At 61.8% G+C, this 23,585-nt stretch carries 22 protein-coding genes; 10 read left to right on the top strand and 12 right to left on the bottom strand.

Going from position 1 to position 23,585, the window contains the following annotated elements:
• Positions 1-37: 37 nt before the first annotated feature.
• Both yedA and ACZZ0Q_RS02780 read right to left on the bottom strand, forming a co-directional pair.
• Positions 38-925 carry a drug/metabolite exporter YedA gene (yedA, locus tag ACZZ0Q_RS02785; RefSeq protein ID WP_463560266.1) on the bottom strand — a complete coding sequence of 296 codons (888 nt, stop codon included), beginning with the start codon at positions 923-925 and terminating at the stop codon, positions 38-40.
• 563 nt (positions 926-1,488) lie between these two features.
• Positions 1,489-1,815, bottom strand: coding sequence for a DUF1820 family protein (locus ACZZ0Q_RS02780; RefSeq protein ID WP_122450718.1), 327 nt, complete (start codon positions 1,813-1,815; stop codon positions 1,489-1,491).
• A 142-nt stretch (positions 1,816-1,957) separates the two neighbouring features.
• Here ACZZ0Q_RS02780 and miaB point away from each other — a divergent pair, with 142 nt between their 5' ends.
• The 5 genes from miaB to lnt all read left to right on the top strand — a co-directional run bounded on the left by miaB (position 1,958) and on the right by lnt (position 7,392).
• Positions 1,958-3,325, top strand: coding sequence for a tRNA (N6-isopentenyl adenosine(37)-C2)-methylthiotransferase MiaB (gene miaB, locus ACZZ0Q_RS02775; protein ID WP_463383889.1), 1,368 nt, complete (start codon positions 1,958-1,960; stop codon positions 3,323-3,325).
• Positions 3,326-3,412: 87 nt separating this feature from the next.
• Complete coding sequence (locus ACZZ0Q_RS02770; protein ID WP_463560265.1) at positions 3,413-4,438, top strand: PhoH family protein; 1,026 nt, start codon at positions 3,413-3,415, stop codon at positions 4,436-4,438.
• Entirely contained in the window at positions 4,431-4,886 is a 456-nt protein-coding gene (gene ybeY, locus ACZZ0Q_RS02765) for an rRNA maturation RNase YbeY (RefSeq protein WP_463542248.1), read from the top strand. Before ACZZ0Q_RS02770 ends, ybeY begins: the two co-directional genes overlap by 8 nt.
• Before the next feature lie 41 nt (positions 4,887-4,927).
• Positions 4,928-5,767: an HlyC/CorC family transporter gene (locus ACZZ0Q_RS02760; protein WP_122450714.1), complete on the top strand. Its 840-nt coding sequence runs from the start codon at positions 4,928-4,930 to the stop codon at positions 5,765-5,767.
• 104 nt (positions 5,768-5,871) lie between these two features.
• On the top strand, positions 5,872-7,392 hold the full coding sequence (gene lnt / locus ACZZ0Q_RS02755) for an apolipoprotein N-acyltransferase (RefSeq protein WP_463540164.1): 1,521 nt from the start codon (positions 5,872-5,874) through the stop codon (positions 7,390-7,392).
• A gap of 162 nt (positions 7,393-7,554) precedes the next feature.
• On the opposite strand, the gene ACZZ0Q_RS02750 is transcribed toward lnt, so the two are convergent.
• Together ACZZ0Q_RS02750 and ACZZ0Q_RS02745 are read right to left on the bottom strand one after the other, a co-directional pair.
• The gene (locus ACZZ0Q_RS02750) at positions 7,555-8,316 is read right to left on the bottom strand and encodes a YdcF family protein (protein ID WP_463540165.1); all 762 of its coding nucleotides are present in this window, start codon (positions 8,314-8,316) and stop codon (positions 7,555-7,557) included.
• Positions 8,317-8,342: 26 nt separating this feature from the next.
• Positions 8,343-8,780 (bottom strand): hypothetical protein, encoded by a 438-nt coding sequence (locus ACZZ0Q_RS02745; RefSeq protein ID WP_463540166.1) that lies wholly within the window; start codon positions 8,778-8,780, stop codon positions 8,343-8,345.
• Positions 8,781-9,003: 223 nt separating this feature from the next.
• Between ACZZ0Q_RS02745 and leuS the strand changes: the two genes are divergently transcribed.
• From leuS to ACZZ0Q_RS02720, 5 genes are all read left to right on the top strand, one after another.
• Positions 9,004-11,625, top strand: coding sequence for a leucine--tRNA ligase (leuS, locus tag ACZZ0Q_RS02740; protein ID WP_463540167.1), 2,622 nt, complete (start codon positions 9,004-9,006; stop codon positions 11,623-11,625).
• A gap of 93 nt (positions 11,626-11,718) precedes the next feature.
• Positions 11,719-12,330, top strand: coding sequence for an LPS-assembly lipoprotein LptE (locus ACZZ0Q_RS02735; RefSeq protein WP_463540168.1), 612 nt, complete (start codon positions 11,719-11,721; stop codon positions 12,328-12,330).
• Positions 12,331-12,384: 54 nt separating this feature from the next.
• The gene (holA, locus tag ACZZ0Q_RS02730) at positions 12,385-13,422 is read left to right on the top strand and encodes a DNA polymerase III subunit delta (RefSeq protein WP_463540169.1); all 1,038 of its coding nucleotides are present in this window, start codon (positions 12,385-12,387) and stop codon (positions 13,420-13,422) included.
• 90 nt (positions 13,423-13,512) lie between these two features.
• Complete coding sequence (gene arfA / locus ACZZ0Q_RS02725) at positions 13,513-13,698, top strand: alternative ribosome rescue factor ArfA (RefSeq protein WP_463540170.1); 186 nt, start codon at positions 13,513-13,515, stop codon at positions 13,696-13,698.
• Between the two features lie 59 nt (positions 13,699-13,757).
• Positions 13,758-15,068 carry a lytic murein transglycosylase gene (locus ACZZ0Q_RS02720; RefSeq protein WP_463540171.1) on the top strand — a complete coding sequence of 437 codons (1,311 nt, stop codon included), beginning with the start codon at positions 13,758-13,760 and terminating at the stop codon, positions 15,066-15,068.
• A 160-nt stretch (positions 15,069-15,228) separates the two neighbouring features.
• Here ACZZ0Q_RS02720 and lipA read toward each other — a convergent pair whose 3' ends face one another.
• The 8 genes from lipA to mrdA all read right to left on the bottom strand — a co-directional run bounded on the left by lipA (position 15,229) and on the right by mrdA (position 23,577).
• Complete coding sequence (gene lipA, locus ACZZ0Q_RS02715) at positions 15,229-16,233, bottom strand: lipoyl synthase (RefSeq protein WP_122493238.1); 1,005 nt, start codon at positions 16,231-16,233, stop codon at positions 15,229-15,231.
• On the bottom strand, positions 16,230-16,883 hold the full coding sequence (gene lipB / locus ACZZ0Q_RS02710; protein ID WP_122493239.1) for a lipoyl(octanoyl) transferase LipB: 654 nt from the start codon (positions 16,881-16,883) through the stop codon (positions 16,230-16,232). Before lipB ends, lipA begins: the two co-directional genes overlap by 4 nt.
• Positions 16,883-17,155, bottom strand: a complete 273-nt coding sequence (locus ACZZ0Q_RS02705; RefSeq protein ID WP_463540172.1) for a DUF493 domain-containing protein — start codon at positions 17,153-17,155, stop codon at positions 16,883-16,885. The genes lipB and ACZZ0Q_RS02705 overlap by 1 nt, the downstream gene beginning before the upstream one ends.
• A 97-nt stretch (positions 17,156-17,252) precedes the next feature.
• Positions 17,253-18,413 carry a D-alanyl-D-alanine carboxypeptidase family protein gene (locus ACZZ0Q_RS02700; RefSeq protein ID WP_463540173.1) on the bottom strand — a complete coding sequence of 387 codons (1,161 nt, stop codon included), beginning with the start codon at positions 18,411-18,413 and terminating at the stop codon, positions 17,253-17,255.
• A 69-nt stretch (positions 18,414-18,482) separates the two neighbouring features.
• Positions 18,483-19,487 (bottom strand): septal ring lytic transglycosylase RlpA family protein, encoded by a 1,005-nt coding sequence (locus tag ACZZ0Q_RS02695; protein WP_463560264.1) that lies wholly within the window; start codon positions 19,485-19,487, stop codon positions 18,483-18,485.
• Positions 19,488-20,498, bottom strand: coding sequence for a lytic murein transglycosylase B (gene mltB / locus ACZZ0Q_RS02690; protein ID WP_463540174.1), 1,011 nt, complete (start codon positions 20,496-20,498; stop codon positions 19,488-19,490).
• A 17-nt stretch (positions 20,499-20,515) separates the two neighbouring features.
• Positions 20,516-21,619, bottom strand: a complete 1,104-nt coding sequence (gene rodA / locus ACZZ0Q_RS02685; RefSeq protein ID WP_463542249.1) for a rod shape-determining protein RodA — start codon at positions 21,617-21,619, stop codon at positions 20,516-20,518.
• Between the two features lie 65 nt (positions 21,620-21,684).
• Positions 21,685-23,577, bottom strand: a complete 1,893-nt coding sequence (mrdA, locus tag ACZZ0Q_RS02680) for a penicillin-binding protein 2 (RefSeq protein WP_463540175.1) — start codon at positions 23,575-23,577, stop codon at positions 21,685-21,687.
• Positions 23,578-23,585: the final 8 nt, after the last annotated feature.

The following is a 23,585-nucleotide window of genomic DNA, read 5'->3' as shown; positions in this document are numbered from 1 at the left end:
GTTTGCTCAGCTAGCTTAGTCAGCCGCGGCGCGGGCGCTACTCCTTGGCGGGCCCGCGCCGCCACTGCGGCAGGCCGATCAACACCACGGCGCTGATGATCACCAACATGGCCAGCCATTCCTCAATGCCGATCTGCTCATTGGCAAACCAGATACCCAGCAACACCGCGACCACCGGGTTGACGTAGGCATAACTGGTGGCGGCGGCCGGGCGCACGTGTTTAAGCAGGTACACGTAAGAGCTGAACGCGATAATCGAGCCGAAGAAAATCAGATACAGCAGCGCGCCCCAGCCAGCGGCGCTGGGCAGTTGCGTCATGCGTTCACCGCTGAGCAGGCTGCCCACCAACATGACCGCGCCGCCGCCAAGCATCTCCGTCGCGCTGGCCATGGGACCGTTAGGCAACGGTAAGGTTTTGCCCCACACCGAACCGAACGCCCAACTGGCCGCCGCAAACAGAATAAGTGCCGCACCGGCCGGGCTGGCCTGCAAGTTGGAACCGAGATTGAGCAAGGCGATGCCGGTCATGCCCAGCGCGATGCCGGCCCACTCCAGCTTTGAATTGCGGTGCCCGAACCAGCGATTGAACACCAGCGTGAACAACGGCACGGTCGCCACCGCCAGCGCCGCCACACCGGACGCCACGCCGGCATGTTCCGCCAGCGTGACGCCGCCGTTACCCAACGCCAGCAACAACGTGCCCACCAACGCCGCCGCCCGCCACTCCCGCCACGTCGGCGCCGGCGTACCGCGCCAGCGCAGCCAGCCATACATCAACCCGCCGGCAATCAGGAACCGCACCGCCGCCATTAGCAGAGGCGGCCAGGTTTCTACACCGATGCGGATGACCAGGTATGTGGAACCCCAAATGATGTACAGCGCGGCGAAGGCGGCGATGAGTAACAGCGGGAAACGCGAGTGCATGGCAAGGCTCGGCGGGCGGCAGGCAAGAGAGGGAGTGTAGAAGCGAGGGCGGTGGGGCGAACAGAGACAGTTGGGGGATGGGATTGGGGATACAGCGTTGGGTGGTGGCCGAACGGAGACCGCGTTGGGGCCAGCCCTCACCCCTAGCCCCTCTCCCGCAAGCGGGCGAGGGGAATTTAATCGTGGCCTGGCTTGGGCGCTTGATTTGGCAGGAAATTCGGCTCGGTTGCGGTCGTAGGAGCCAGCTTGCTGGCGAATCCTGGAAAAGCAGGTTGAGCCGGGGTTTGCAGGGTTCGCCAGCAAGCTGGCTCCTACAAAAGGATGGAGAGCGCGTTGGGGCTTGCCCTCTCCCCTAGCCCCTCTCCCGCGGGCGGGAGAGGGGAACTCAATCGCGGTCTGGCTTGGAAGCTTGATCTTGGGATACAGCGGGGTAGTGGCCGTAGGAGCCAGCTTGCTGGCGAATCCTGGAAAAGCAGGTTGAGCCGAGGTTTGCAGGGTTCGCCAGCAAGCTGGCTCCTACAACTAAGGAGACCAGCCGGGCGAGGGGAGTTAAGGGGCGACCCTCACTTATCCGGCATAGGCATCGGAAACGGCATCACATTCCCCGCCCCCGGCCGTGCCTCGCTGATCTTCGGCGTGCCCAAGCGCTCCACCTCATCAATCCGCACAATCGCATGCATCGGCACAAAACTGCGCACAACCCCCTCAAACTGCGCCTTCAGCTTCTCCTCACTGGGATCAACCACCACCTGCGTACGCTCACCAAAAACGAACTCCTCCACTTCCAGAAAGCCCCACAGATCGCTCTGGTAGATCTGCTTGGCGTACATCTCGAACACCTGGCCTTGGTTGAGGAAGATCACCTTATAGATAGGTTCACGCTTGCTCATGGGAGGGAGAAAAACCGGGGGAAATTTTGGGGGGCGCGATCATAGCATAGGCTCCCGTCAGGCAATGCTAGGCCGCAGCCATCGGCGTCCCTATAATGCGCGGTTCGTTTTACACCCCATCTCGTTGAGATCCGGAACGCGCATGAGCAAGAAGCTGTATATCGAAACCCACGGTTGCCAGATGAACGAGTACGACAGCTCGCGCATGATCGACCTGCTGGGCGAACATCAGGCCCTGGAAGTGACCGCCCGCGCTGAAGACGCCGATGTCATCCTGCTCAATACCTGCTCCATCCGCGAGCGCGCTCAAGACCGGGTGTATTCGCAATTGGGCCGCTGGCGTGAGCTGAAGCTGGCCAAGCCGGACATGGTGATCGCCGTTGGCGGTTGCGTGGCCAGTCAGGAAGGCGCGGCCATTCGCGACCGCGCGCCCTATGTGGATGTGGTGTTCGGCCCGCAGACGCTGCACCGCTTGCCGGAAATGATCGACGCCGCGCGCGTCACCCGCCTGCCGCAGGTGGATGTCAGCTTTCCCGAAATCGAAAAATTCGACCGCCTGCCCGAGCCGCGCATCGACGGGCCCAGCGCCTTCGTGTCGATCATGGAAGGCTGCAGCAAGTACTGCACGTTCTGCGTGGTGCCTTATACCCGTGGCGAAGAAGTGAGCCGGCCATTCGATGACGTGCTGGCCGAGGTGATTCACCTGGCCGAGCACGGCGTGCGTGAAGTGACGCTGCTGGGGCAGAACGTTAACGGTTTCCGTGGCGTTACCCACGACGGCCGCACCGCAGATTTGGCTGAGCTGATCCGCGTGGTCGCCGCCATCGATGGCATCGACCGCATTCGCTACACCACCTCGCACCCGCTGGAGTTTTCCGACAGCCTGATCCGCGCCCACGCCGAGGTGCCGGAATTGGTGAAGCACCTGCACCTGCCCGTGCAGGCCGGCTCGGACCGCATTCTGGCGGCGATGAAGCGCAACCACACGGTGCTGGAGTACAAGTCGAAAATCCGCAAGCTGAAAGCGGCAGTGCCGGATATCAGCATCACCTCGGACTTTATCGTCGGCTTCCCCGGCGAAACCGAGAAAGACTTCGAGAACACCATGCAGTTGGTGGCCGACGTAGGTTTCGACTTCTCTTATTCCTTCGTTTATAGCGCGCGCCCCGGCACGCCAGCGGCGGATTTGCCCGACGATATTCCGGCGGAAACCAACCGCGAACGCCTGGCCCGCTTGCAGCATCGCCTCGATCAGCAAGGGTTTGAGATCAGCCGCAAGATGGTCGGTAGCATTCAACGCGTGCTGGTCAATGACTTCTCCAAGCGCGACCCGGGCCAGCTCACCGGCCGCACCGAGAACAACCGTATCGTTAACTTCCGCTGCGATAATCCGCGCCTGATCGGGCAATTCGCCGACGTACGGATCGACGAGGCCAGACCTCACTCCTTGCGCGGCAGCCTGGTCGTGGAAAACGACGCGCAAGCGGCAGCTGTGGCCGAGTGCCACTAAAGGCGCAGATGCCCGAGCTTTCCCACTCGGGCATCCGGAGTTATCCTGCGTTTCTTCCTACTTGCCGAGTGGCGGCTACACACGACCTTGAACGCACCCATAGAACCGCATCGTTTTATCCTCGAACCCTTTGAAGCGCGCCGCTTCGCCAATCTGTGCGGGCAATTCGACGAGCACTTACGCTTGATCGAACAGCGCCTCGCTATCGAAATCCGCAACCGCGGAAATCAATTCGAATTGGTGGGTCCACCCGAAACCACCCAGGCCGCCGAGCAACTGTTGCGCCGCCTGTACCGCGAAACCAACGCCACCCAACTGTCGCCGGACATCGTCCATCTGTTCCTGCAGGAATCTGCGGTTGAGCAATTGGCGGCCAGCAGCACAGTGGAAGCGAACGTGGCGCTGCGCACCCGCAAGGGCATGATTCGTCCGCGCGGCTTGAATCAGCAGCGCTACGTTAAATCGATCCTCGACCACGACATCAACTTCGGCATCGGCCCAGCCGGCACGGGTAAAACCTACCTGGCCGTGGCGTGCGCCGTGGATGCGCTGGAGCGTGAGCAAATCCGCCGCATTCTGCTGGTGCGTCCAGCGGTGGAAGCGGGCGAGAAGCTGGGTTTTTTGCCAGGCGACCTGTCGCAGAAAATCGACCCGTACCTGCGCCCGTTGTACGACGCGCTGTACGAAATGCTCGGCTTCGAACAAGTGGCCAAGCTCATCGAGAAACAGGTGATCGAAGTTGCGCCGCTGGCTTATATGCGCGGCCGTACGCTGAATAACAGCTTCATCATTCTCGACGAAAGCCAGAACACCACGCTGGAGCAGATGAAAATGTTCCTTACGCGGATCGGCTTTGGCTCCACGGCGGTGATCACCGGCGACATCACGCAGGTCGACCTGCCGCGCGGCACCAAGTCGGGCCTGACCCACGTGATTGAAGTATTGAAGGATGTGCCTGGTATCTCCTTCACTCACTTCCTGTCCAAAGACGTGGTTCGCCACCCGCTGGTGCAGCGCATTGTCGAGGCGTACGAGCGCTTCGAAACCGCCGCCGAACGCAAAAGCGCCGAGAGCAAAAAAGCAGCCTCCGAGGCAGACCGCGGCGATGCTTGAGCTTGATCTGCAGAACGCCAGCAGTGCCGCCAGCCCCACCGAAGCCCAGTTCCGCCAATGGTGCGAACTGGCGCTGCGCCAACGCACGGCCGACTCGGAACTGACCATTCGCCTGGTCGACGAAGCCGAAGCGCGCGAACTCAACCACACCTACCGGCAGAAAGACTACGCCACCAACGTGCTGTCTTTCCCCGCCGACGTGCCCGATGAACTGCTCGACATTCCCCTGCTCGGCGATCTGGTGATCTGCGTGCAGGTGGTCGACCGTGAGGCCGCCGAACAGGGCAAAAGCCTGGAAGCGCACTGGGCGCATCTGGTGATTCACGGCTGCTTGCATATATTAGGCTACGACCATATCGACGAGGAAGAAGCCGTCGAGATGGAAACCTTGGAACAACAATTGCTCGCTGAATTGGGTCACCCGGACCCATACGCCAGCGACGAATAGCCTGATTCACAGGCACCAGAACGGAACACTGAGTACACAGCATGAGCGAAGACCGATCGAGCAACGGGCAAAAATCCTGGTTAGGCAAACTCACCCAGGCTTTTGCCCATGAGCCGAAAAACCGCCAGGAGCTCCTGGAGCTGCTGCGCGACGCCCATCAGAACAAACTCCTCGACAGCGAAGCGCTGGCCATTGTTGAAGGCGCCATTCAGGTAGCCGACCTGCAGGTGCGCGACATCATGGTGCCGCGCTCGCAGATGGTCAGCATCAAAGCGGGCCTGACGCCCAAAGAGCTGATTCCGGCGATCATCGAATCCGCCCACTCGCGCTACCCCGTCGTCGGCGAAAGCCTGGACGACGTGATAGGCGTGCTGCTGGCCAAAGACCTGCTGCCGCTGGTGCTGCAAGACGAAAGCCAGCCGTTCAACATCAAAGACATGCTGCGCCCGGCCACTTTCGTGCCCGAGTCCAAGCGCCTCAACGTGCTGCTGCGCGAATTCCGCGCCAACCATAACCACATGGCCATCGTCATCGACGAATACGGCGGCGTGGCAGGGTTGGTGACCATTGAAGACGTGCTGGAGCAGATCGTTGGCGACATCGAAGACGAGCACGACGTCGAAGAAGACAGCTACATCAAACCGCTGCCCAGCGGCGACTTCCTGATCAAAGCGCTGACGCCCATCGACGCGTTCAACGAGTCGTTCGACAGCGAATTCACCGACGACGAGTTCCACACCGTCGGCGGCCTGGTCATGAGCGCGTTCGGCCATCTGCCTAAACGCAACGAAATTGCCGAAATCGGCGACTTTCGTTTCCGCGTACTGAGCGCCGACAGCCGCCGCATCCACCTGCTGCGCCTGACCCGAATCGACCGTTAGAAAATAATCCACGCACTCACCCAACGAGCGCGACGCAGGTTGGGTTGAGCCGCAGGCGAAGCCCAACGCTGTGCCCCCCATACCGAGCTACGAACAGGAAAACAATGAACTGGATTTCTAGGATGGGCTGGGTTGGCAACCTGATCGCACTCGCCGCCGGCGCCTCAACCACCCTCGCCCTCGCCCCTTTCGACTTCTGGCCCTTGGCCCTGCTCGCCATTGCCTTGTTCTACCTCGGCCTGCGCGACCTCACGCCACGGCAGGCGTTAGGCCGTGGCTGGTGTTATGGCTTCGGCGTGTTCGTGGCCGGCACCAGTTGGATTTACGTCAGCATTCACGACTACGGCGGCGCCTCCGCGCCCTTGGCGTTGTTCCTCACTGTCGGTTTCTGCGCCTGCATCGCCTGGTTCTTCGCCCTGCCCGCCTTTATCTGGGCGCGCTGGTTGCGCCGGGTTGAAGCGCCATTGGCCGACGCCCTGGCCTTCGCCGCCTTGTGGCTGTCGCAGGAAGCGTTTCGCGGTTGGTTCCTGACCGGCTTCCCCTGGCTGTACGCCGGCTACAGCCAGCTCGACGGCCCGCTCAGTGGCTTGGCTCCCGTTGGCGGCATGTGGCTGATTTCCTTCGTGCTGGCCTTAACCGCCGCGCTGCTGATCAACCTGCCGCGCCTCGGTCAGCGCAAGGCCTTTTTGGCGGTTGGCGTGGTGATGCTGGTCGCGCCATGGCTGGTGGCGTTCGGGCTGAAGAATCAAGCCTGGACCGAGCCGGCTGGCGCGCCGCTTAAAGTCGCCGCCATCCAGGGCAACGTCGCCCAGGAAATGAAGTGGAACCCCGAGCACCTGAACGCACAGCTGGCCCTGTACCGCGACATGACCTTCAGCGCCAAACCGGTGGACCTGATCGTCTGGCCGGAAACAGCGGTGCCGATTCTGAAAGAGTTCGCCGAAGGGTATCTGAGCGTGATGGCGCGTTTCGCCAACGACCGTAAGGCCACGCTGATCACCGGCGTACCGGTTCGGGAAACCAACGAGCAGGGCGACAAGCGCTACTACAACGGCATCACCGTTGTTGGCGATGGCAGCGGCACTTACCTGAAACAGAAGTTGGTGCCGTTTGGCGAGTACGTGCCGCTGCAAGATCTGCTGCGCGGCCTGATCGCTTTCTTCGATCTGCCCATGTCGGACTTCGCGCGCGGCCCCGCCAATCAGGCATTGCTGGAGGCGAAGGGCTACAAGATCGCGCCGTTCATTTGCTACGAAGTGGTGTACCCGGAGTTCGCCGCGTCCTTGTCGGCCCAGAGCCAGTTGCTGCTCACGGTGAGCAACGACACGTGGTTCGGCACTTCCATCGGCCCCCTGCAACACCTGCAAATGGCGCAGATGCGCGCACTGGAAGCGGGCCGCTGGATGATCCGCGCCACCAACAATGGCGTGACCGGGTTGATCGACCCGTTTGGCCATATCACCACGCAGATTCCGCAGTTCGAACAAGGCGTGCTGTACGGAGAAGTGGTGCCGATGCAGAAGCTCACGCCCTACCTGCAATGGCGCTCATGGCCGCTGGTGATTGTGTGTTTGCTGATCTTCGGCTGGGCGCTGCTGGCGAGTCGGATAGCAAAAACGGTTTAACCGGGAATGGCTGAACGGCTTTCCCATTAGCCGGCGTTCAAAATCAAGAGCATCGCGACTGAAGTCGCTCCTACGGGACGGTGTCGTTGCGTGGGACGCTGATGCGCTTTGGGTGGGAGCGGCTTTAGCCGCGATGCCCTTGATCTTTCCCCGCCTCGCGACTCACCGGTAAAACAACGGATAGGCAATCTGCCCCGCCACTTCGTTCAACAGCTGCCCGGTCTGCCACATGGCTTTGCTCTCGGGCAACCAGCCGCCTACGGGCCGCTGGTTAGGCACGCTGATAAATCCCACTGGCGCGGCCACCACTTCGAACCCCGCACGTTCGAAGCACCAACGCGCACGGGACATGTGCGCGGCGTGGGTCACCAGCACGATGCGGCGAATTCCATCTTTGTGCAGCATTTGCGCGCTGTAGTCGGCGTTTTCCAATGTCGTATTGCTTCGACCTTCTTGCCAGCGCACTGGCACGCGAAAGTCGCGAACCATCACTTCAGTCATCAGCTCCGCCTCGCTGGCGCGCTCGCCATAGGGCGCGCCGCCGCTGATCAACACCGGCAACCCAGAAGCGCGGGCCAACCGCGAGGCATAGCGCACACGTTCCACGGCCAGGTGACTGGCCTGATCACCAGCCCAGGCCGGATCGTCGGTTTCGCGACCGGCGCCCAGCACCACAATGGCGTCGGCTTGCTTGCTCAGCTCGCCCCACTGCGTGACCGCGATAGCCGGCTCGCGCTCGACGATTTTCGCCAGGTGCTCGACAGCAATCGGCAGGCTGCTCAACCACAAACCGCCAAAGCCCAGCACAAAACAGCAGCGCGCAAAACGCGGCATGCGACGACGCAACCACCAGGCCGCCAACAGCAGCAAAAACAGGCAGCCAGGCGGCAATAGAAGTTGTTTGAAGAAAAAGCGCAGGATCATCGAGCACCTCCCAGGGTGCGCGAAGCCTACCGGGGTTTGGCGGCGCGGAACAACTGCGAGCCGCAGGCGCTACACGCCTGAACGCCTTCGCCCGGACGCCATATCGCGGGGGTGCCGCACAAGGCGCATTGCAGCTTGTTGCGCCGCTTCATCAGGCCTTTGGGCTTGACCACTTTGGCGCTCTGCAAGGAACGCGGCGGCTTGATGGTGGGCGCGGGACTTTGCTCGATCAGGGCCAGTTCCTTGGCCGCTGCATGCCAGCCACGCAGCCAGTGCAGGTCTCGATCCAGATAGGCGCGGATCAGCTCCAGCTCGGCCGGGCTAAGGCCGCGTAGTTCGAGTTCTTCGGGGGTTTGGTTGCGCAGGCGGGTGTCGCTGTCGGCTTCGTCCAGGGCGATGGCAAGCCGGTGCAAAAGACGCTCGTAAAGACCGCCCTGTGCGTTTTCCCGCCCGAACTGCGCCATGCTCACCCTCGCCCGCTCCGTGCTCTTGATGCTTTCAGCAAGCTTAGCGCTGCCCCCATAACCAGCCGGCTGCTGCGACCAACGGCGAAGCCTCGGGCGACAGGCGTAATCAGGGTTTCCCAGCCCCCAGCGGGCTCATGTATGCTACGGCGTTCTTCGAACAGGCCGCGCCCGAACACCGCTGCTGCGCCCTGTAGCTCACTTATTTCAGCCAAAAGTAGCCATGCACGAACACTATCAGCCCCGTGAAACCGAAGCCGCCGCGCAAACCTACTGGGACGAGCAGAAGTCCTTCGTGGTCAGCGAACAACCAGGCAAAGACACCTTCTATTGCCTGTCGATGTTCCCCTACCCCAGCGGCAAGCTGCACATGGGCCATGTGCGCAACTACACCATCGGCGACGTAATCGCTCGCTACCAACGCATGCAAGGCAAAAACGTGCTGCAGCCCATGGGCTGGGACGCCTTCGGTATGCCGGCGGAAAACGCCGCGATGAAAAACAACGTCGCGCCCGCCAAGTGGACCTACGAAAACATCGCCTACATGAAGAACCAGCTCAAAAGCCTGGGCCTGGCGGTGGACTGGACGCGCGAAGTCACCACCTGCAAACCGGACTACTACCGCTGGGAACAATGGCTGTTCACCCGGCTGTTCGAGAAGGGCGTGATCTACCGCAAAAACGGTACCGTGAACTGGGACCCGATTGACCAGACCGTTCTGGCCAACGAGCAGGTTATCGACGGCCGTGGCTGGCGTTCGGGCGCGCTGATCGAGAAGCGCGAAATCCCGATGTACTACTTCAAAATCACTGCGTACGCCGAAGAGCTGTTGACCAGCCTCGACGACCTGGATGGCTGGCCGGAACAGGTCAAAACCATGCAGCGCAACTGGATCGGCAAATCGCGCGGCATGGAAGTCAGCTTCCCTTACGACCAAGCCTCGATTGGCCAGACCGGCGCATTGAAAGTGTTCACCACCCGCGCCGACACGCTGATGGGCGCCACCTACGTGGCCGTTGCCGCCGAACACGCGCTGGCCAGCATTGCCCTGCAGAAGCTGCCGGCCGCCCAGGCTGCCGAGCTGCAAGCGTTTATCGATGAATGCAAACGCGGCGGCGTCGCCGAAGCCGACATCGCCACCCAGGAAAAGAAAGGCCTGGCCACAGGCCTGTTCGTTGAGCACCCGCTGACGGGCGAGAAGTTGCCTGTGTGGGTCGCCAACTACGTGCTCATGCATTACGGCGACGGCGCTGTTATGGCAGTGCCCGCGCACGACGAGCGCGATTTCGAATTCGCCCACAAGTACAACCTGCCAGTTAAAACCGTGGTGCGTACCAGCGCCGGCGATGAAACCCCGGCGCCGTGGCAAGCGGCGTATGGCGAGCACGGCCAACTAATCAATTCCGGTGAGTTCGACGGTCTGGATTTTGCCGGCGCGTTCGATGCCATCGAAGTGGCCTTGCAGAAAAAATCGCTCGGCCAGGCTCGCACTCAATTCCGCCTGCGCGATTGGGGCATCAGCCGTCAGCGTTACTGGGGCTGCCCGATCCCGATCATTCACTGCGACGCCTGCGGTGATGTGCCGGTGCCGGAAGACCAACTTCCCGTCGTGTTGCCAGAAGACGTGGTGCCCGACGGCGCCGGCAGCCCGCTGGCACGCATGCCCGACTTTTACACCTGCACCTGCCCGAAATGCGGCGGCGCGGCCAAGCGCGAAACCGACACCATGGACACCTTCGTGGAGTCGTCTTGGTACTTCGCCCGCTACGCCTCGCCGAACTACACCAAGGGCATGGTCGACCCGGCTGCCGCTAACCACTGGCTGCCGGTTGATCAGTACATCGGCGGCATCGAGCACGCGATTCTGCACCTGCTGTATGCGCGCTTCTTCCACAAGCTGATGCGCGATGAAGGCCTGGTCGACTCCAGTGAGCCGTTCAAAAACCTGCTCACCCAGGGCATGGTGATCGCCGAAACGTACTACCGCCTCGAAGCCAACGGCAGCAAAACCTGGTTCAACCCGGCTGACGTGGAAATCGAGCGTGACGCCAAGGCCAAAATCATCGGCGCCAAGCTGAAAACCGACGGCCTGCCGGTGGAAATCGGCGGCACCGAGAAAATGGCCAAGTCGAAGAACAACGGCGTCGACCCGCAATCGATGATTGACCAGTACGGCGCCGACACCTGCCGCCTGTTCATGATGTTTGCCTCGCCGCCCGACATGAGCCTGGAATGGTCCGATTCCGGCGTTGAAGGTGCGCATCGCTTCCTGCGTCGCGTCTGGCGTTTGGCGCAGGCCCACGTCGCGCGCGGCGTACCCGGCAGCCTCGATGTAGCCAGCCTCAGCGACGCGCAGAAAGACATCCGCCGCGCCATTCACCTGGCCATCAAGCAAGCCAGCCAGGACATTGGCCAGCACCACAAATTCAACACTGCCATCGCCCAGGTGATGACGCTAATGAACGTGCTGGAAAAGGCGCCGCAAGACAGCGACGCCGACCGCGCCCTATTGCAGGAAGGCCTGGAAACCGTGGCCCTGCTTCTCGCCCCGATCACACCGCACATCAGCCACGAACTGTGGCTCGAACTGGGCCATGAAAGCGCCGTGATCGACGCTCAATGGCCGGTGCTGGATGAAAGCGCGCTGGTGCAGGACAACCTGCAACTGGTGGTGCAAGTGAACGGCAAGCTGCGCGGCCAGATCGACGTGCCGGCAACCGCCAGCCGCGAAGAAGTCGAGGCTGCTGCGCGAGTTAACGAGAACGTGCTGCGCTTCCTCGATGGCCTGACCATTCGCAAGGTCATCGTGGTGCCAGGCAAGCTGGTCAACATCGTCGCGAGCTGATGACGCATCGCGGCTGCCAAGCGCCGCGAGCACAAATTGAAGTAAGCGCTGCGCCGATTCGCAGCGCTACCGAAGGGTTAAGGGGATACACACATGATCAAACGGAATCTGATGGTAATCGGCCTGGCTACCTTGCTCAGCGCCTGTGGCTTCCAGCTGCGCGGCTCAGGCGACATGGCCTTTGCCCTTGGCGAGCTCAACCTCACCGCCCGCGACGCTTACGGCCCGTTGGTCAAAGACCTGCGCCAGACGCTGATCAACAGCGGCGTGAATGTGCATCCGGGCGCACCGTACACCATGGCCCTGACCCGTGAAACCGAGAAAAACCGCACCGTCAGCTACACCGGCAGTGCTCGTAGCGCTGAATATGAAACCACGCTGGAAGTTGCCTACGAACTGCGCGGCGCCAACAACGCGGTGTTGCTGAGCAACACGGTTGACGTGCAAAACACCTACGTAAACGACGAAAACAACCTGATTGGCTCCGAGCAAGAAGCCATGCAGCTTAAAGAAGAGCTGCGTCACGAGCTCGTCATGCAGTTGGCGCAACGCGTGCAACTGATCACCCCCGCACAGCTGGACCAACTGCAACAGGCCGCCGACGCCAAAGCCCAGGCTGAAGCCGACGCCATCGAAGCCGCGCGCAAGGCCCAGGCTGAACAGCCGCAGCAATCGCCGCTGCAACTGCCGATTCAGACCCAGTAAGTTCGCTCGGGCCGCTGCGGCGGCCCAGCCTCCCCTTCTTATGTTTCCCCGCCTATGAAGCTCGCCCCCGCGCAACTCGCCAAACACCTGCAAAGCGGCCTCGCGCCGGTTTACGCCATCAGTGGCGACGACCCGCTGCTGTGCCAGGAAGCGGCCGACGCTATTCGCGCCGCCACGCGCAGCCAGGGTTACAGCGAGCGCCAGGTGTTCAATGCCGACGCCAGTTTCGACTGGGGCACGCTGTTGCAGGCGGGCAACAGCATGTCGTTGTTCGCCGAGAAGCGCGTGCTTGAATTGCGCATTCCCAACGGCAAGCCGGGCGACAAGGGCACCGCTGCCCTGCTGGAATACCTGTCGCGTCCGCCTGAAGACACCTTGCTGCTGATCAGCCTGCCCAAGCTTGATGGCAGCACGCAAAAAACCAAATGGGCGAAAGCCGTTATCGATGGGCCGAACTCGCAGTTCGTGCAGATTTGGCCGGTGGACGTTCACCAATTGCCGCAATGGATTCGCCAGCGCATGAGCCAGGCTGGCATGACCGCCAGCCAAGAAGCGGTGGACATGATTGCCGCGCGCGTCGAGGGCAACCTGCTGGCTGCCGCTCAGGAAATCGAGAAGCTCAAACTGCTCGCCGACGGTAACCAGATCGACGCCAGCACCGTACAAGCTGCGGTCGCCGACAGTGCCCGCTATGACGTCTTCGGCCTGATCGACGCCGCGCTCAATGGCGAGGCCAGTCATGCCTTGCGCACGCTCGAAGGGCTGCGCGGCGAAGGCGTCGACAGCACCGTCGTGCTCTGGGCGCTGGCCCGCGAGTTGCGCTTGCTGGCGACCATCGCTCAGCAATACGGCCAAGGCGTGCCGCTGGAGAAAGCCTTTAGCCAGGCTCGCCCGCCCGTGTGGGACAAGCGCCGTCCGCTTGTCAGCAAAGCGCTCCAGCGTCACTCGGCCGCACGTTGGAACCTGATGCTGAAAGATGCCCAGCGCGTCGATGCGCAAATCAAAGGCCAGGCGCCGGGCGATCCATGGTTGGAGATCAGCCGGCTGACGCTGATGCTTGCCGGCCAACGTTTGTCGCTTCCTCAGGAGTGATAAACGGCTCTGGACAGCGGCCTCCAGCAGGCCGATGATCCGCGCCGCGGGGCACGCCTCCTCAATCACCCGCCCCGCCCGAGGATTGTCATGGCCACATCGAAGAAACGTCCCAATAAAGCGAAATCCATCATTGCCCAGCCTCTGTTCCGCAGCCGTCAGGAACGCGCGAAGAAAGGCAAAGGCAGCTACCGCCGCGAAGCCTCCCAGCAAAACTGGGGGGTTTCTGTCTTTATGGGCACTGGGTTTTTGCTCGCCGGCTTTATCGCCGCGTGAAGGCTTCGCCCCTGGCAGCGTGGTAAGGTGGCCGCTGTTTACCGTCTTGGGACCTGCTGATGTTTAACCTGTCACCGCGCATCCTGGCCTGCGCCGCACTGAGCTTTCATTTCAATCTGCTCACCGCTTGCGCCGAAGCGCCACAAGCGCCTCAGCCAACGCCGCCTGCCATTCCCGCCGCCACCCATGCACCGACCGCTGCCGGCACAACCACCGCGCCCGCGCCTGTCTTGCCACAACAAAGCTTTGAAGAATGGCGCAACCAATTGCGCAGCGATGCAATGAGCGCCGGCATCAGCGCCGCGCTGTTCGACCGCGCCTTTGCCAACGTCACCCTCGACCCGGCCGTGGTCGCCGCCGACAACAGCCAGCCAGAATTCACCCGCCCGATCTGGGAATACCTGGACGGCGCCGTCTCGGCCCGCCGCATCGCTAACGGCCAGGCGCAATACGCACAGCAACAGGCCACGCTGAGCCGCATCGAACAACGCTACGGCGTGCAAGCCGAGACGCTGGTGGCCATCTGGGGCATGGAAAGCGCGTACGGCAACAATATCGGCAACAACAGCGTGATCCGCTCGCTGGCCACCCTGGCGTATGAAGGGCGCCGCGCCGCGTTTTGGCGCGAGCAACTGATCGCCGCGCTGCAAATTCTTCAACATGGCGACATCCAGCCGGAGCGCCTCGTAGGCTCCTGGGCCGGCGCGATGGGCCAGACCCAGTTCATGCCGACCACTTACAACCAGCACGCCGTGGATTTCGACGGCGACGGCCGCCGCGACGTTTGGTACTCCTCCGCCGATGCCCTCGCTTCCGCTGCCCATTACTTGCAGCAGTCGGGCTGGCAGTTGGGCAAACCGTGGGGCTTCGAAGTGCGTTTGCCACAAGGGTTCGACTACGCCCTGGCTGACCCCGAGCAGCGCAAAAGCGTGGCTGAATGGACGCGCCTCGGCGTGATGCCAGCCAGTGGTTCGGCCGTTGCGCCGACGCTCGCCGGCGAGTCGGCGACCTTGCTGTTGCCCGCCGGCCATCGCGGCCCGGCGTTTTTGCTGCTGAGCAATTTCCGCAGCATTCTCAAGTACAACAACTCGTCGTCCTACGCATTGGCTGTAGGTTTGCTCTCCGACGGCATTCGTGGCGCCAACGCCGCCGTGATCGCTGACTGGCCACGGGACGACCCGCAACTGGGCCGCAGCGAGCGCATTGAACTGCAAGAACTGCTCGCCGCCCATGGCTTTGAACCGGGCAGTGCTGACGGCATTGTTGGCGCCAATACCCGTAAGGCGGTTCGGGCATACCAGCAGCAGTTGGGGTTGCCGGCCGATGGGTATGCGGATCACAGCTTGTTAAATCGGTTGCGCGAGAAATAAACGGCGCCCCGCTTCTTTTGTAGGAGCCAGCTTGCTGGCGAACCCTGGAAACGCCGAGGTGTGCAGGGTTCGCCAGCAAGCTGGCTCCTACAAAACGTGAATATTCAGGCAAATAAAAAGGGCGACCCATGGGCCGCCCTTTTTGTTTGCTCCGAAAGGCTTAGCCCTTCTTGGCCTCATGCGCTTGCTGATCAGCGTGATAGGAAGAACGCACGAGCGGGCCGGACGCCACGTTCTTGAACCCCATCTTCGTACCCTCTTCAGCGAACCAGGCAAAAATGTCCGGGTGCACGAAGCGCTGTACCGGCAGGTGGTTGCGCGACGGTTGCAGGTACTGACCGAGGGTGAGCATGTCGATGTCGTGTTCGCGCATACGCTTCATCACTTCGATGACTTCTTCGTCAGTCTCGCCCAAGCCGAGCATCAGGCCAGATTTGGTCGGCACGTGCGGCACGCGTTTTTTGAAGTTTTCCAGCAGGTCCAACGACCACTCGAAATCCGAGCCCGGACGCGCGGCCTTGTACAGGCGCGGTACGGTTTCCAGGTTGTGGTTGAACACGTCTGGCGGCTCTTGCTCGGTGATGGCCAACGCCACGTCCATGCGGCCGCGGTAGTCCGGCACCAGCGTTTCCAGTTGCACGCCCGGCGACAGCTTGCGAATTTCGCGCAGACAGTCGACGAAGTGCTGGGCGCCGCCGTCGCGCAGGTCGTCACGATCTACCGAGGTGATCACTACGTATTTCAAGCGAAGGTCGGCGATGGCCACCGCGAGGTTCATCGGCTCGTCTGCGTCCAACGGTTTTGGACGACCATGGCCAACGTCGCAGAATGGGCAGCGACGGGTGCAAATGTCGCCCATGATCATGAACGTGGCGGTGCCGCCGGAGAAACACTCGCCCAGGTTCGGGCAGGACGCTTCTTCACACACGCTGTGCAGTTTGTGTTTACGCAGCAGTTGTTTGATGCGGTCGACTTCCGGCGACACCGGCACGCGTACGCGAATCCAGTCTGGCTTGCGCGGCAATTCCGCGGTCGGCAGGATCTTCACCGGGATACGCGCCATCTTCTCGGCACCGCGCAGTTTCACGCCCATTTCCACCTTGGCCGGTGGGGCTTTAACAGCGGTGCCGGTTGCTTCGTTGCCAGCTACTTCGAGGGTGCTCATAGCGATTCAATTCCGCCCGTCAGGGTCGTCTGTTCAGCGTAGTCGAGGTGTGTGACGAGCTGCGCGCGCAGCCGGGCACTTACTTCGGCAAATTCTATCGGTCCCACCAGATCACGCAGTTGGGTCATGGGCAAGCCGGCATAACCACAGGGGTTGATGCGCTGAAACGGTTGCAGGTCCATGTCCACGTTCAAGGCCAGTCCATGAAACGAGCGGCCGTTGCGAATGCGCAGGCCCAGCGAGGCAATTTTCGCCCCGTCCACATACACGCCCGGTGCGTCGGGCTTGGCTTCGGCTTTTACGCCGTAGCTGGCCAGCAGTTCGATCAAACTCAGCTCGATGCGGCTGACTAACTCGCGCACACCGAGACTGGAACGGCGGACATCCAACAGCAGGTATGCCACTAACTGGCCTGGGCCGTGGTAGGTCACCTGACCGCCGCGGTCCACTTTCACCACCGGAATATCGCCGGGGAATAACACGTGTTCGGCCTTGCCAGCCTGCCCCTGGGTAAACACGGGCGGGTGTTCCAGCAGCCAGACTTCATCGGGCGTGTCTGCCACGCGGCTGTCGGTGAAATGCTGCATGGCATGCCAGGTGGGTTCGTAGGGAACCTGGCCGAGCTCGCGAAAGCCCAGGCGTTGGCTCATCAGAGCACCATGTGCACGCGGCCGGTGGCGCGCAGGTCGCTGTTGATTTCTTGCAGTTGTTCGATGCCGGTGGCGGTGATCAGGTATTGCACGGTCAGGTACTTACCGTTGCGGCTGTCACGCTGCACCAGGGTGCCGACGTCCAGGTCCGGGGCGTGGCGTTGCAGAATTTCGGTTACCAGGGCTACGAAGCCCTCACCCGCGTCGCCGATTACCTTGATGGGGTAACGCTCGCAGGGAAATTCGATGGTGATGTTCTGGGCATCGGTCATGGGCGGTCTCGGCGAACGTGTAGTCCGCAAAAGCGGACACCGGCCCGCTCTTATGGAGCGAAAGGCCGGTGCCTCGGTTATTCGGTGAACGCGGCGATCAGTTGAACAAGCCGAAGAAGAATAGGCGGATGCTATCCCACACGCGGCGGAAGAAGCCACCTTCGTCCACGGGTTCAAGGGCGATCAGGTCGGCGCTGTGCACCACCTTGTCTTCGAGCTTCACTTCAACTTTACCGATCACGTCGCCCTGCTTAATCGGGGCAACCAACTGAGGATTCAAGGTCATGCTGGCAGCGAGCTTTTTCAGCTGACCGCGCGGCAGGGTCATGGTCAGGTCTTCGGCCAGACCGGCTTTCACCTGGCGGCTCGAGCCTTTCCATACGGTGCCTTGCGCCAGCTCCGCGCCCTTCTGATAGAAGGTCTGGGTTTCGAAGAAGCGGAAGCCGTAGGTCAGCAGCTTCTGGGTTTCAGCGGCGCGGGCTTGTTCGCTGTTGGTGCCGAATACCACGGCGATCAGGCGCATACCGTCGCGCACGGCCGAGGCCACCAGGCAGTAGCCGGCTTCGTCGGTGTGGCCGGTTTTCAGGCCATCAACGGTTTTGTCGCGCCACAGCAGCAGGTTGCGGTTGGGCTGTTTGATGTTGTTCCAGAAGAACTCTTTCTGCGAGTAGATGGCGTAGTGCGCGGGGTCTTCGTAGATGATCGCGCGCGCCAGACGTGCCATGTCGTGCGCGGTGGAGTAGTGCTCGGGGTTAGGCAGGCCGGTGGCGTTCATGAAGTGGCTGCCGGACATACCGAGTTTTTCGGCGGTGGTGTTCATCATGTCGGCGAAGGCGTCTTCGCTGCCGGCGATGTGCTCCGCGGTGGCAACGCTGGCGTCGTTACCCGACTGAATGATGATGCCGTGCAGCAAGTCGCCCAGCGACACCTCGGTGCCCACTTTGATGAACATGCGCGAGCCGCCGGTACGCCAAGCGTGTTCGCTGACCATGACCTTGTCGGTTTCGCTGATCTGGCCGCGACGAATTTCCAGGGTGGCGATGTAGGCGGTCATCAGCTTGGTCAGGCTGGCCGGCGGCAGGCGCTGGTCACCGTTGTTCTCCACCAGCACGTTGCCGCTGGCGGCGTCCATAAGCACGTAGGCCTTGGCGGCCAGCTCCGGTGCGGCAGGAACGGCCGTTTCGGCGGCCCAGGTAGCCGGGGCAGTGATCAGGAGGGCGAACAGACTCAGACGACGGGTAAAGGCGGTGATATTCATCAGTCTCTCAAGTTACTAATGGCAAACAGGCTCTGGCGAGCAAGTCGGTCGAAGCCGGCGCGCGAGGCGCTATTCCGGCTTCACTAAAGTCGGCTGGCCAAGGTTGGCCGACCGCACACTGTTCTGGATATTCTGGGCTTCACCCTGCGTGTTTACCGGGCCCATCCGCACGCGGTGCAACGTCTGCTGATTGCGCACGATAGAGCTGATAAACACCGGCGCACTCACCACGGTCGTCAGCTTGTCCTTCAGGAGCTGCGCAGCGTCCGGGTTGGCGAAGGCTCCGACCTGGAGATACAGGCCAGATGGAGCGAGTGAAGCGTTTTTTTTTGCGTCGATTTGCACGGGCACCACCGCAGCGGCGTGCTGCTGTGGCGGCGGAGTGTATTGCTCGATGGGCTGGCCCATGATCTGCGTGGTCGTGGTTTTCACTGGCTGCACTTGCGCCATCTGCGGCTGCGCCAACACCATCGGCACCGGGCGACCCTGCTGGGCCCACCACTCGGCTGGGTCGATACCTTCGACCTTCACGCGAGCGGTGCCGATCTCGGCGTAACCAAGTTTTTTCGCGGCGGCAAACGACAAGTCGATGATGCGATCGGAGTAAAACGGCCCACGGTCGTTCACCCGCAGAATCACGCTTTTGCCGTTATCCAGATTGGTCACGCGTACATAGCTGGGCAGCGGCAGGGTTTTGTGCGCGGCGCTCATGCCGTACAGGTCGTACTTCTCGCCGTTAGCGGTGGCCTGGCCATGGAATTTGGTGCCGTACCAAGACGCGGTGCCGGTGGCCAGATAGCGCTTGCCGTCGGGCATCGGGTAATAGGTTTTGCCGAGCACGGTGTACGGGTTGGCCTTATAGGCGCCGTAGTGCGGCATGGGCACGGCATCGGGCACTTTGGAAATGTCGACGTCCCACCATGGCGCGCCGTCGCGGTGCGGGCGGGCGAAGTCGCCAGGGCCGGAAACGGTGGTGGGCGTTTGGGTCGGCTGCGGCGCACGGCTGCTGGAGCAGCTGGCCAACATTACGGCCAGTGCGCCAAAGGCGATGAGCTTGAACGGCGTTGCCTGCATTTACTTCGTGCCCCGGGCCTGAACCAACAAATCGGATAACTGATGCACCGCCATGGCGTACATCGCGCTGCGATTGTAACGAGTGATGACATAAAAATTGGGTAAGCCTAACCAATATTCCGGTCCCGCTTCACCCTCCAGACGAAAGGCAGTTACGCGCTCATCGTCGCGCACCGCTTCGTGGCTCGACCAGCCCATGGCGCGCAGCTCGCCCACGGTTTTTACCGGGTCCAGCCCTTGGGTCAAACCTTGCTCGGCTTGTTCGCCGCTGATTTGCGCGGTGCTGACCACCGCTTCACCGGTGACCCAGCCGTGGCGTTTGAAATAGCTGGCGACGCTGCCGATGGCGTCGTCGGGGTCGCTCCAGATATTGATGTGGCCGTCGCCGTCAAAATCCACGGCGTACGCACGGAAGCTGCTCGGCATAAATTGCGGCAAGCCCATGGCGCCGGCGTAGGAGCCTTTCAGGGTCAGCGGATCGACCTGCTGCTCGCGAGCCAGCAACAGGAACTGCTTGAGTTCTTTGCGGAAGAATTCGGCGCGTGGCGGGTAGTCGAAGCCCAGGGTCGACAAGGCGTCGATGACCCGGTAGCTGCCGGTGTTGCCGCCGTACGATGTTTCAACGCCGATAATGGCCACGATAACCTGCGCCGGTACGCCGTATTCCTGCTCGGCGCGGGCCAGTGCTGCTTCGTGCTGACGCCAGAATTCGACGCCCTGGGAAATGCGCCGGTCGGTGATGAAGATCGGACGGTACTCGGCCCAGGTTTTTACCTTTTCGGCCGGACGGGAAATGGCGTCGAGAATCGACTGTTTGCGCTCCACTTCACGGAACAGGTTCACCAGCTGTTCGCCGGCAAAACCGTAGTCGCGGGTCATTTCGGAAACGAATTCGGCAACCTGCGGCGACCCTTCGTAATCAGCGGCGACAGCCTGCTGGGCGAAACCGCAGATACCAGCAAGGCTGGCCAAATGTGCCGTGCGCGTGGCCCAGCGACGCAAACCTAGCATTAAATCCCTCACCCCAATCAAACCTGAGCGATCCACTTACGGTGCGTGTGGACAGCCATTAAAAGCCCAAACCCTGACATCAGCGTCACCAGCGAAGTTCCGCCGTAGCTAATGAAAGGAAGCGGCACCCCAACCACCGGCAACAGGCCACTGACCATGCCGATATTGACGAACACATAAACGAAGAAGGTCATCGTCAGGCTGCCGGCGAGCAGCTTACCGAACAGCGTCTGCGCTTGGACAGTAATTACCAGACCGCGCGCAATCAGCAGCGCGTAAACCAGCAACAACAAGCAGATGCCGACCAGGCCGAACTCTTCGCCCAAAACCGCGATGATAAAGTCCGTATGGCTTTCGGGCAAAAAATCCAGGTGCGATTGTGTGCCCAACAACCAGCCTTTTCCAAAAACGCCGCCCGATCCGATGGCCGCTTTCGATTGAATAATGTTCCAGCCGGTGCCCAGCGGATCGCTCTCCGGATCGAGGAATGTGAGCACCCGCTGCTTCTGGTAGTCGTGCATCACGAAGAACCACATCGCGATCGCCACCGGCACTACAGCCGCCACCGCGCCTAGGATCCAGCGCCATTGCAGCCCGGCCATAAACAGTACAAACGCGCCCGAGGCGAGAATTAGCAGCGAGGTGCCGAGGTCGGGTTGGCGGATCACCAGCACGAACGGAATACCGATTAACGCGAGGCTGATAACGATGTGTTTAAGCCGTGGCGGCAAATTGTGTCGAGCCATGTACCAGGCGATGGTCGCCGGCATGAGGATCTTCATAAACTCCGCCGGCTGGAACCGAATGATGCCGGGGATGTTGATCCAGCGGGTCGCGCCCATGGCGTTGTGACCCATGATGTCCACCACCACCAACAGGCCAACGCCCGCCAGGTAACCAAGCGGCACCCAGCGCGCCAGAAAACGCGGCTCGAACTGGGCGATCACGCACATGGCCACGGCGCCCAGGCCGAACGAGGTGGCTTGTTTCAACAGCAGGTCGACGTTCTTGCCGCTGGCCGAATACAGCACGAACAGGCTGCCAGCCGCGAGCACGGTGAGCAGCACAAACAACTGGCCGTCGATGTGCAGGCGCTGCAACAGGCTGGCGCGCCGACGCATCACATCTTCGTTGGAAATCGTCCGGTCGAAGTTATTACTCATGCTGACCATGGCTCACAGCGTTGCTATTCATGACGGGTTGCCTCAGCGGTAACCGGCGGTGCGTATTGCGGTTTCAGCTGGCCGTTGTCGCCCAGCAGCCAGGCGTCCATCACTGCCTTGGCCACCGGCGCCGCCACGCTGGAACCGCCCTCGCCGTTTTCAATCATCACCGCCACGGCAATTTTCGGCGATTCGGCCGGCGCGAAGGCGATGAACAGCGCGTGGTCGCGGTGGCGTTCGTCGAGCTTGGAGCGGTCGTATTTCTCACCCTGCTTGATCGCCACCACTTGCGCGGTGCCGCTCTTGCCGGCGATGCGGTAGGTCGAGGTGTCGCCCACTTTGTGCGCAGTGCCGCGCGGGTTGTGCATCACCTGCTGCATACCGGCGCTCACTTGCGCCCAGTCGCCGGGGTTACGCAGCACGATATCGGGCATGGGGTTGGGGTCCACTGGCGGCACGCCGTCCACGGTTTTCGCCAGGTGCGGACGAATCCATTTGCCGTGGTTGGCTACCAGCGCCGACACCTGCGCCAACTGCAACGGCGTGGTTTGCATGTAGCCCTGGCCGATGCCGAGAATCAGCGTTTCGCCCGGGAACCAGGCTTGGCGATAGCGACCGCGTTTCCAATCGCGGCTGGGCATCAGGCCGGGCGATTCTTCGAACATGTCCAGCGACACCTTCTGGCCGATGCCAAAGCGGCTCATGTAGGTGTACAGCCGGTCAATGCCGAGCTTGTGCGCGAGGTCGTAAAAGTAGGTGTCGTTGGACCGCATGATCGCGGCTTGCAAGTCCACCGAGCCATCGCCGCTGCGGTTCCAGTTGCGGTATTTGTGGTCGTAGTTGGGCAATTGGTAGAAGCCCGGGTCGTACACGCGGGTGCTCGGCGTCACTACGCCCGAGTCCAGCCCGGCAATCGCCACGGCGGGCTTGATGGTCGAACCGGGCGGATACAACCCGCGCAGCACGCGGTTGAACAACGGACGGTCCGGCGAGTCGCGCAGCTCGGAGTAAGCCTTGAAGCCGATGCCGGTGACAAACAGGTTGGGGTCGAAACTCGGCTGGCTGACCATCGCCAGCACTTCGCCGGTGTTTGGGTCCAGCGCCACCACCGAACCACGGCGCCCGCCCAGCGCGGCTTCGGCGGCTTCCTGAAGGCGGATGTCCATGCTCAGCACAATATCGGCGCCGGGCACCGGGTCGGTGCGTTTGAGCACGCGCAGTACCCGGCCTCGGGCGTTGGTTTCGACTTCTTCGTAGCCCACCTGGCCATGCAGTTGAGGCTCGTAGAAGCGCTCAATACCGGTTTTGCCAATATGGTGGGTGCCGCTGTAATTCACCGGGTCGAGCACTTTCAGCTCGGCCTCGTTGATGCGGCCCACATACCCCACGGAGTGAGCGAAGTGTTCGCCTTGCGGATAATGGCGAACCAACTGCGCCACCACTTCCACGCCTGGCAGGCGGAATTGATTCACGGCGATGCGGGCGATCTGTTCTTCGCTCAGCTCGAACAGAATCGGCACCGGCTCGAATGGCCGACGGCCCTGACGCATACGCCGCTCAAACAGGGTGCGGTCTTCGGGGGTCAGCTCAAGCACTTCGACGATGACGTCGAGCACTTGCTGCCAATCGCCGGCGCGCTCGCGGGTCATGCTCAGGCTGAAGCTTGGCCGGTTGTCGGCCACCACCACGCCATTGCGGTCGAAAATCAGCCCTCGGGTGGGCGGAATCGGCTGCACATGCACGCGGTTGTTTTCAGAAAGGGTCGAGTGGTACTCGTATTGAATGACCTGCAGGTAATACAGGCGCGCAATCAGCACCACGATCAACAAACAGATGGCGACCGCCCCCACCACCACGCGATTGCGAACTTGGCGGGCGTCTTTCTCGTGGTCCTTGAGGCGGATCGGCTGCGGCATTACGAGGC

The organism is Pseudomonas sp. AC070, assembly GCF_979258635.1.
This window is presented reverse-complemented; position numbering and strand designations above follow the sequence as displayed.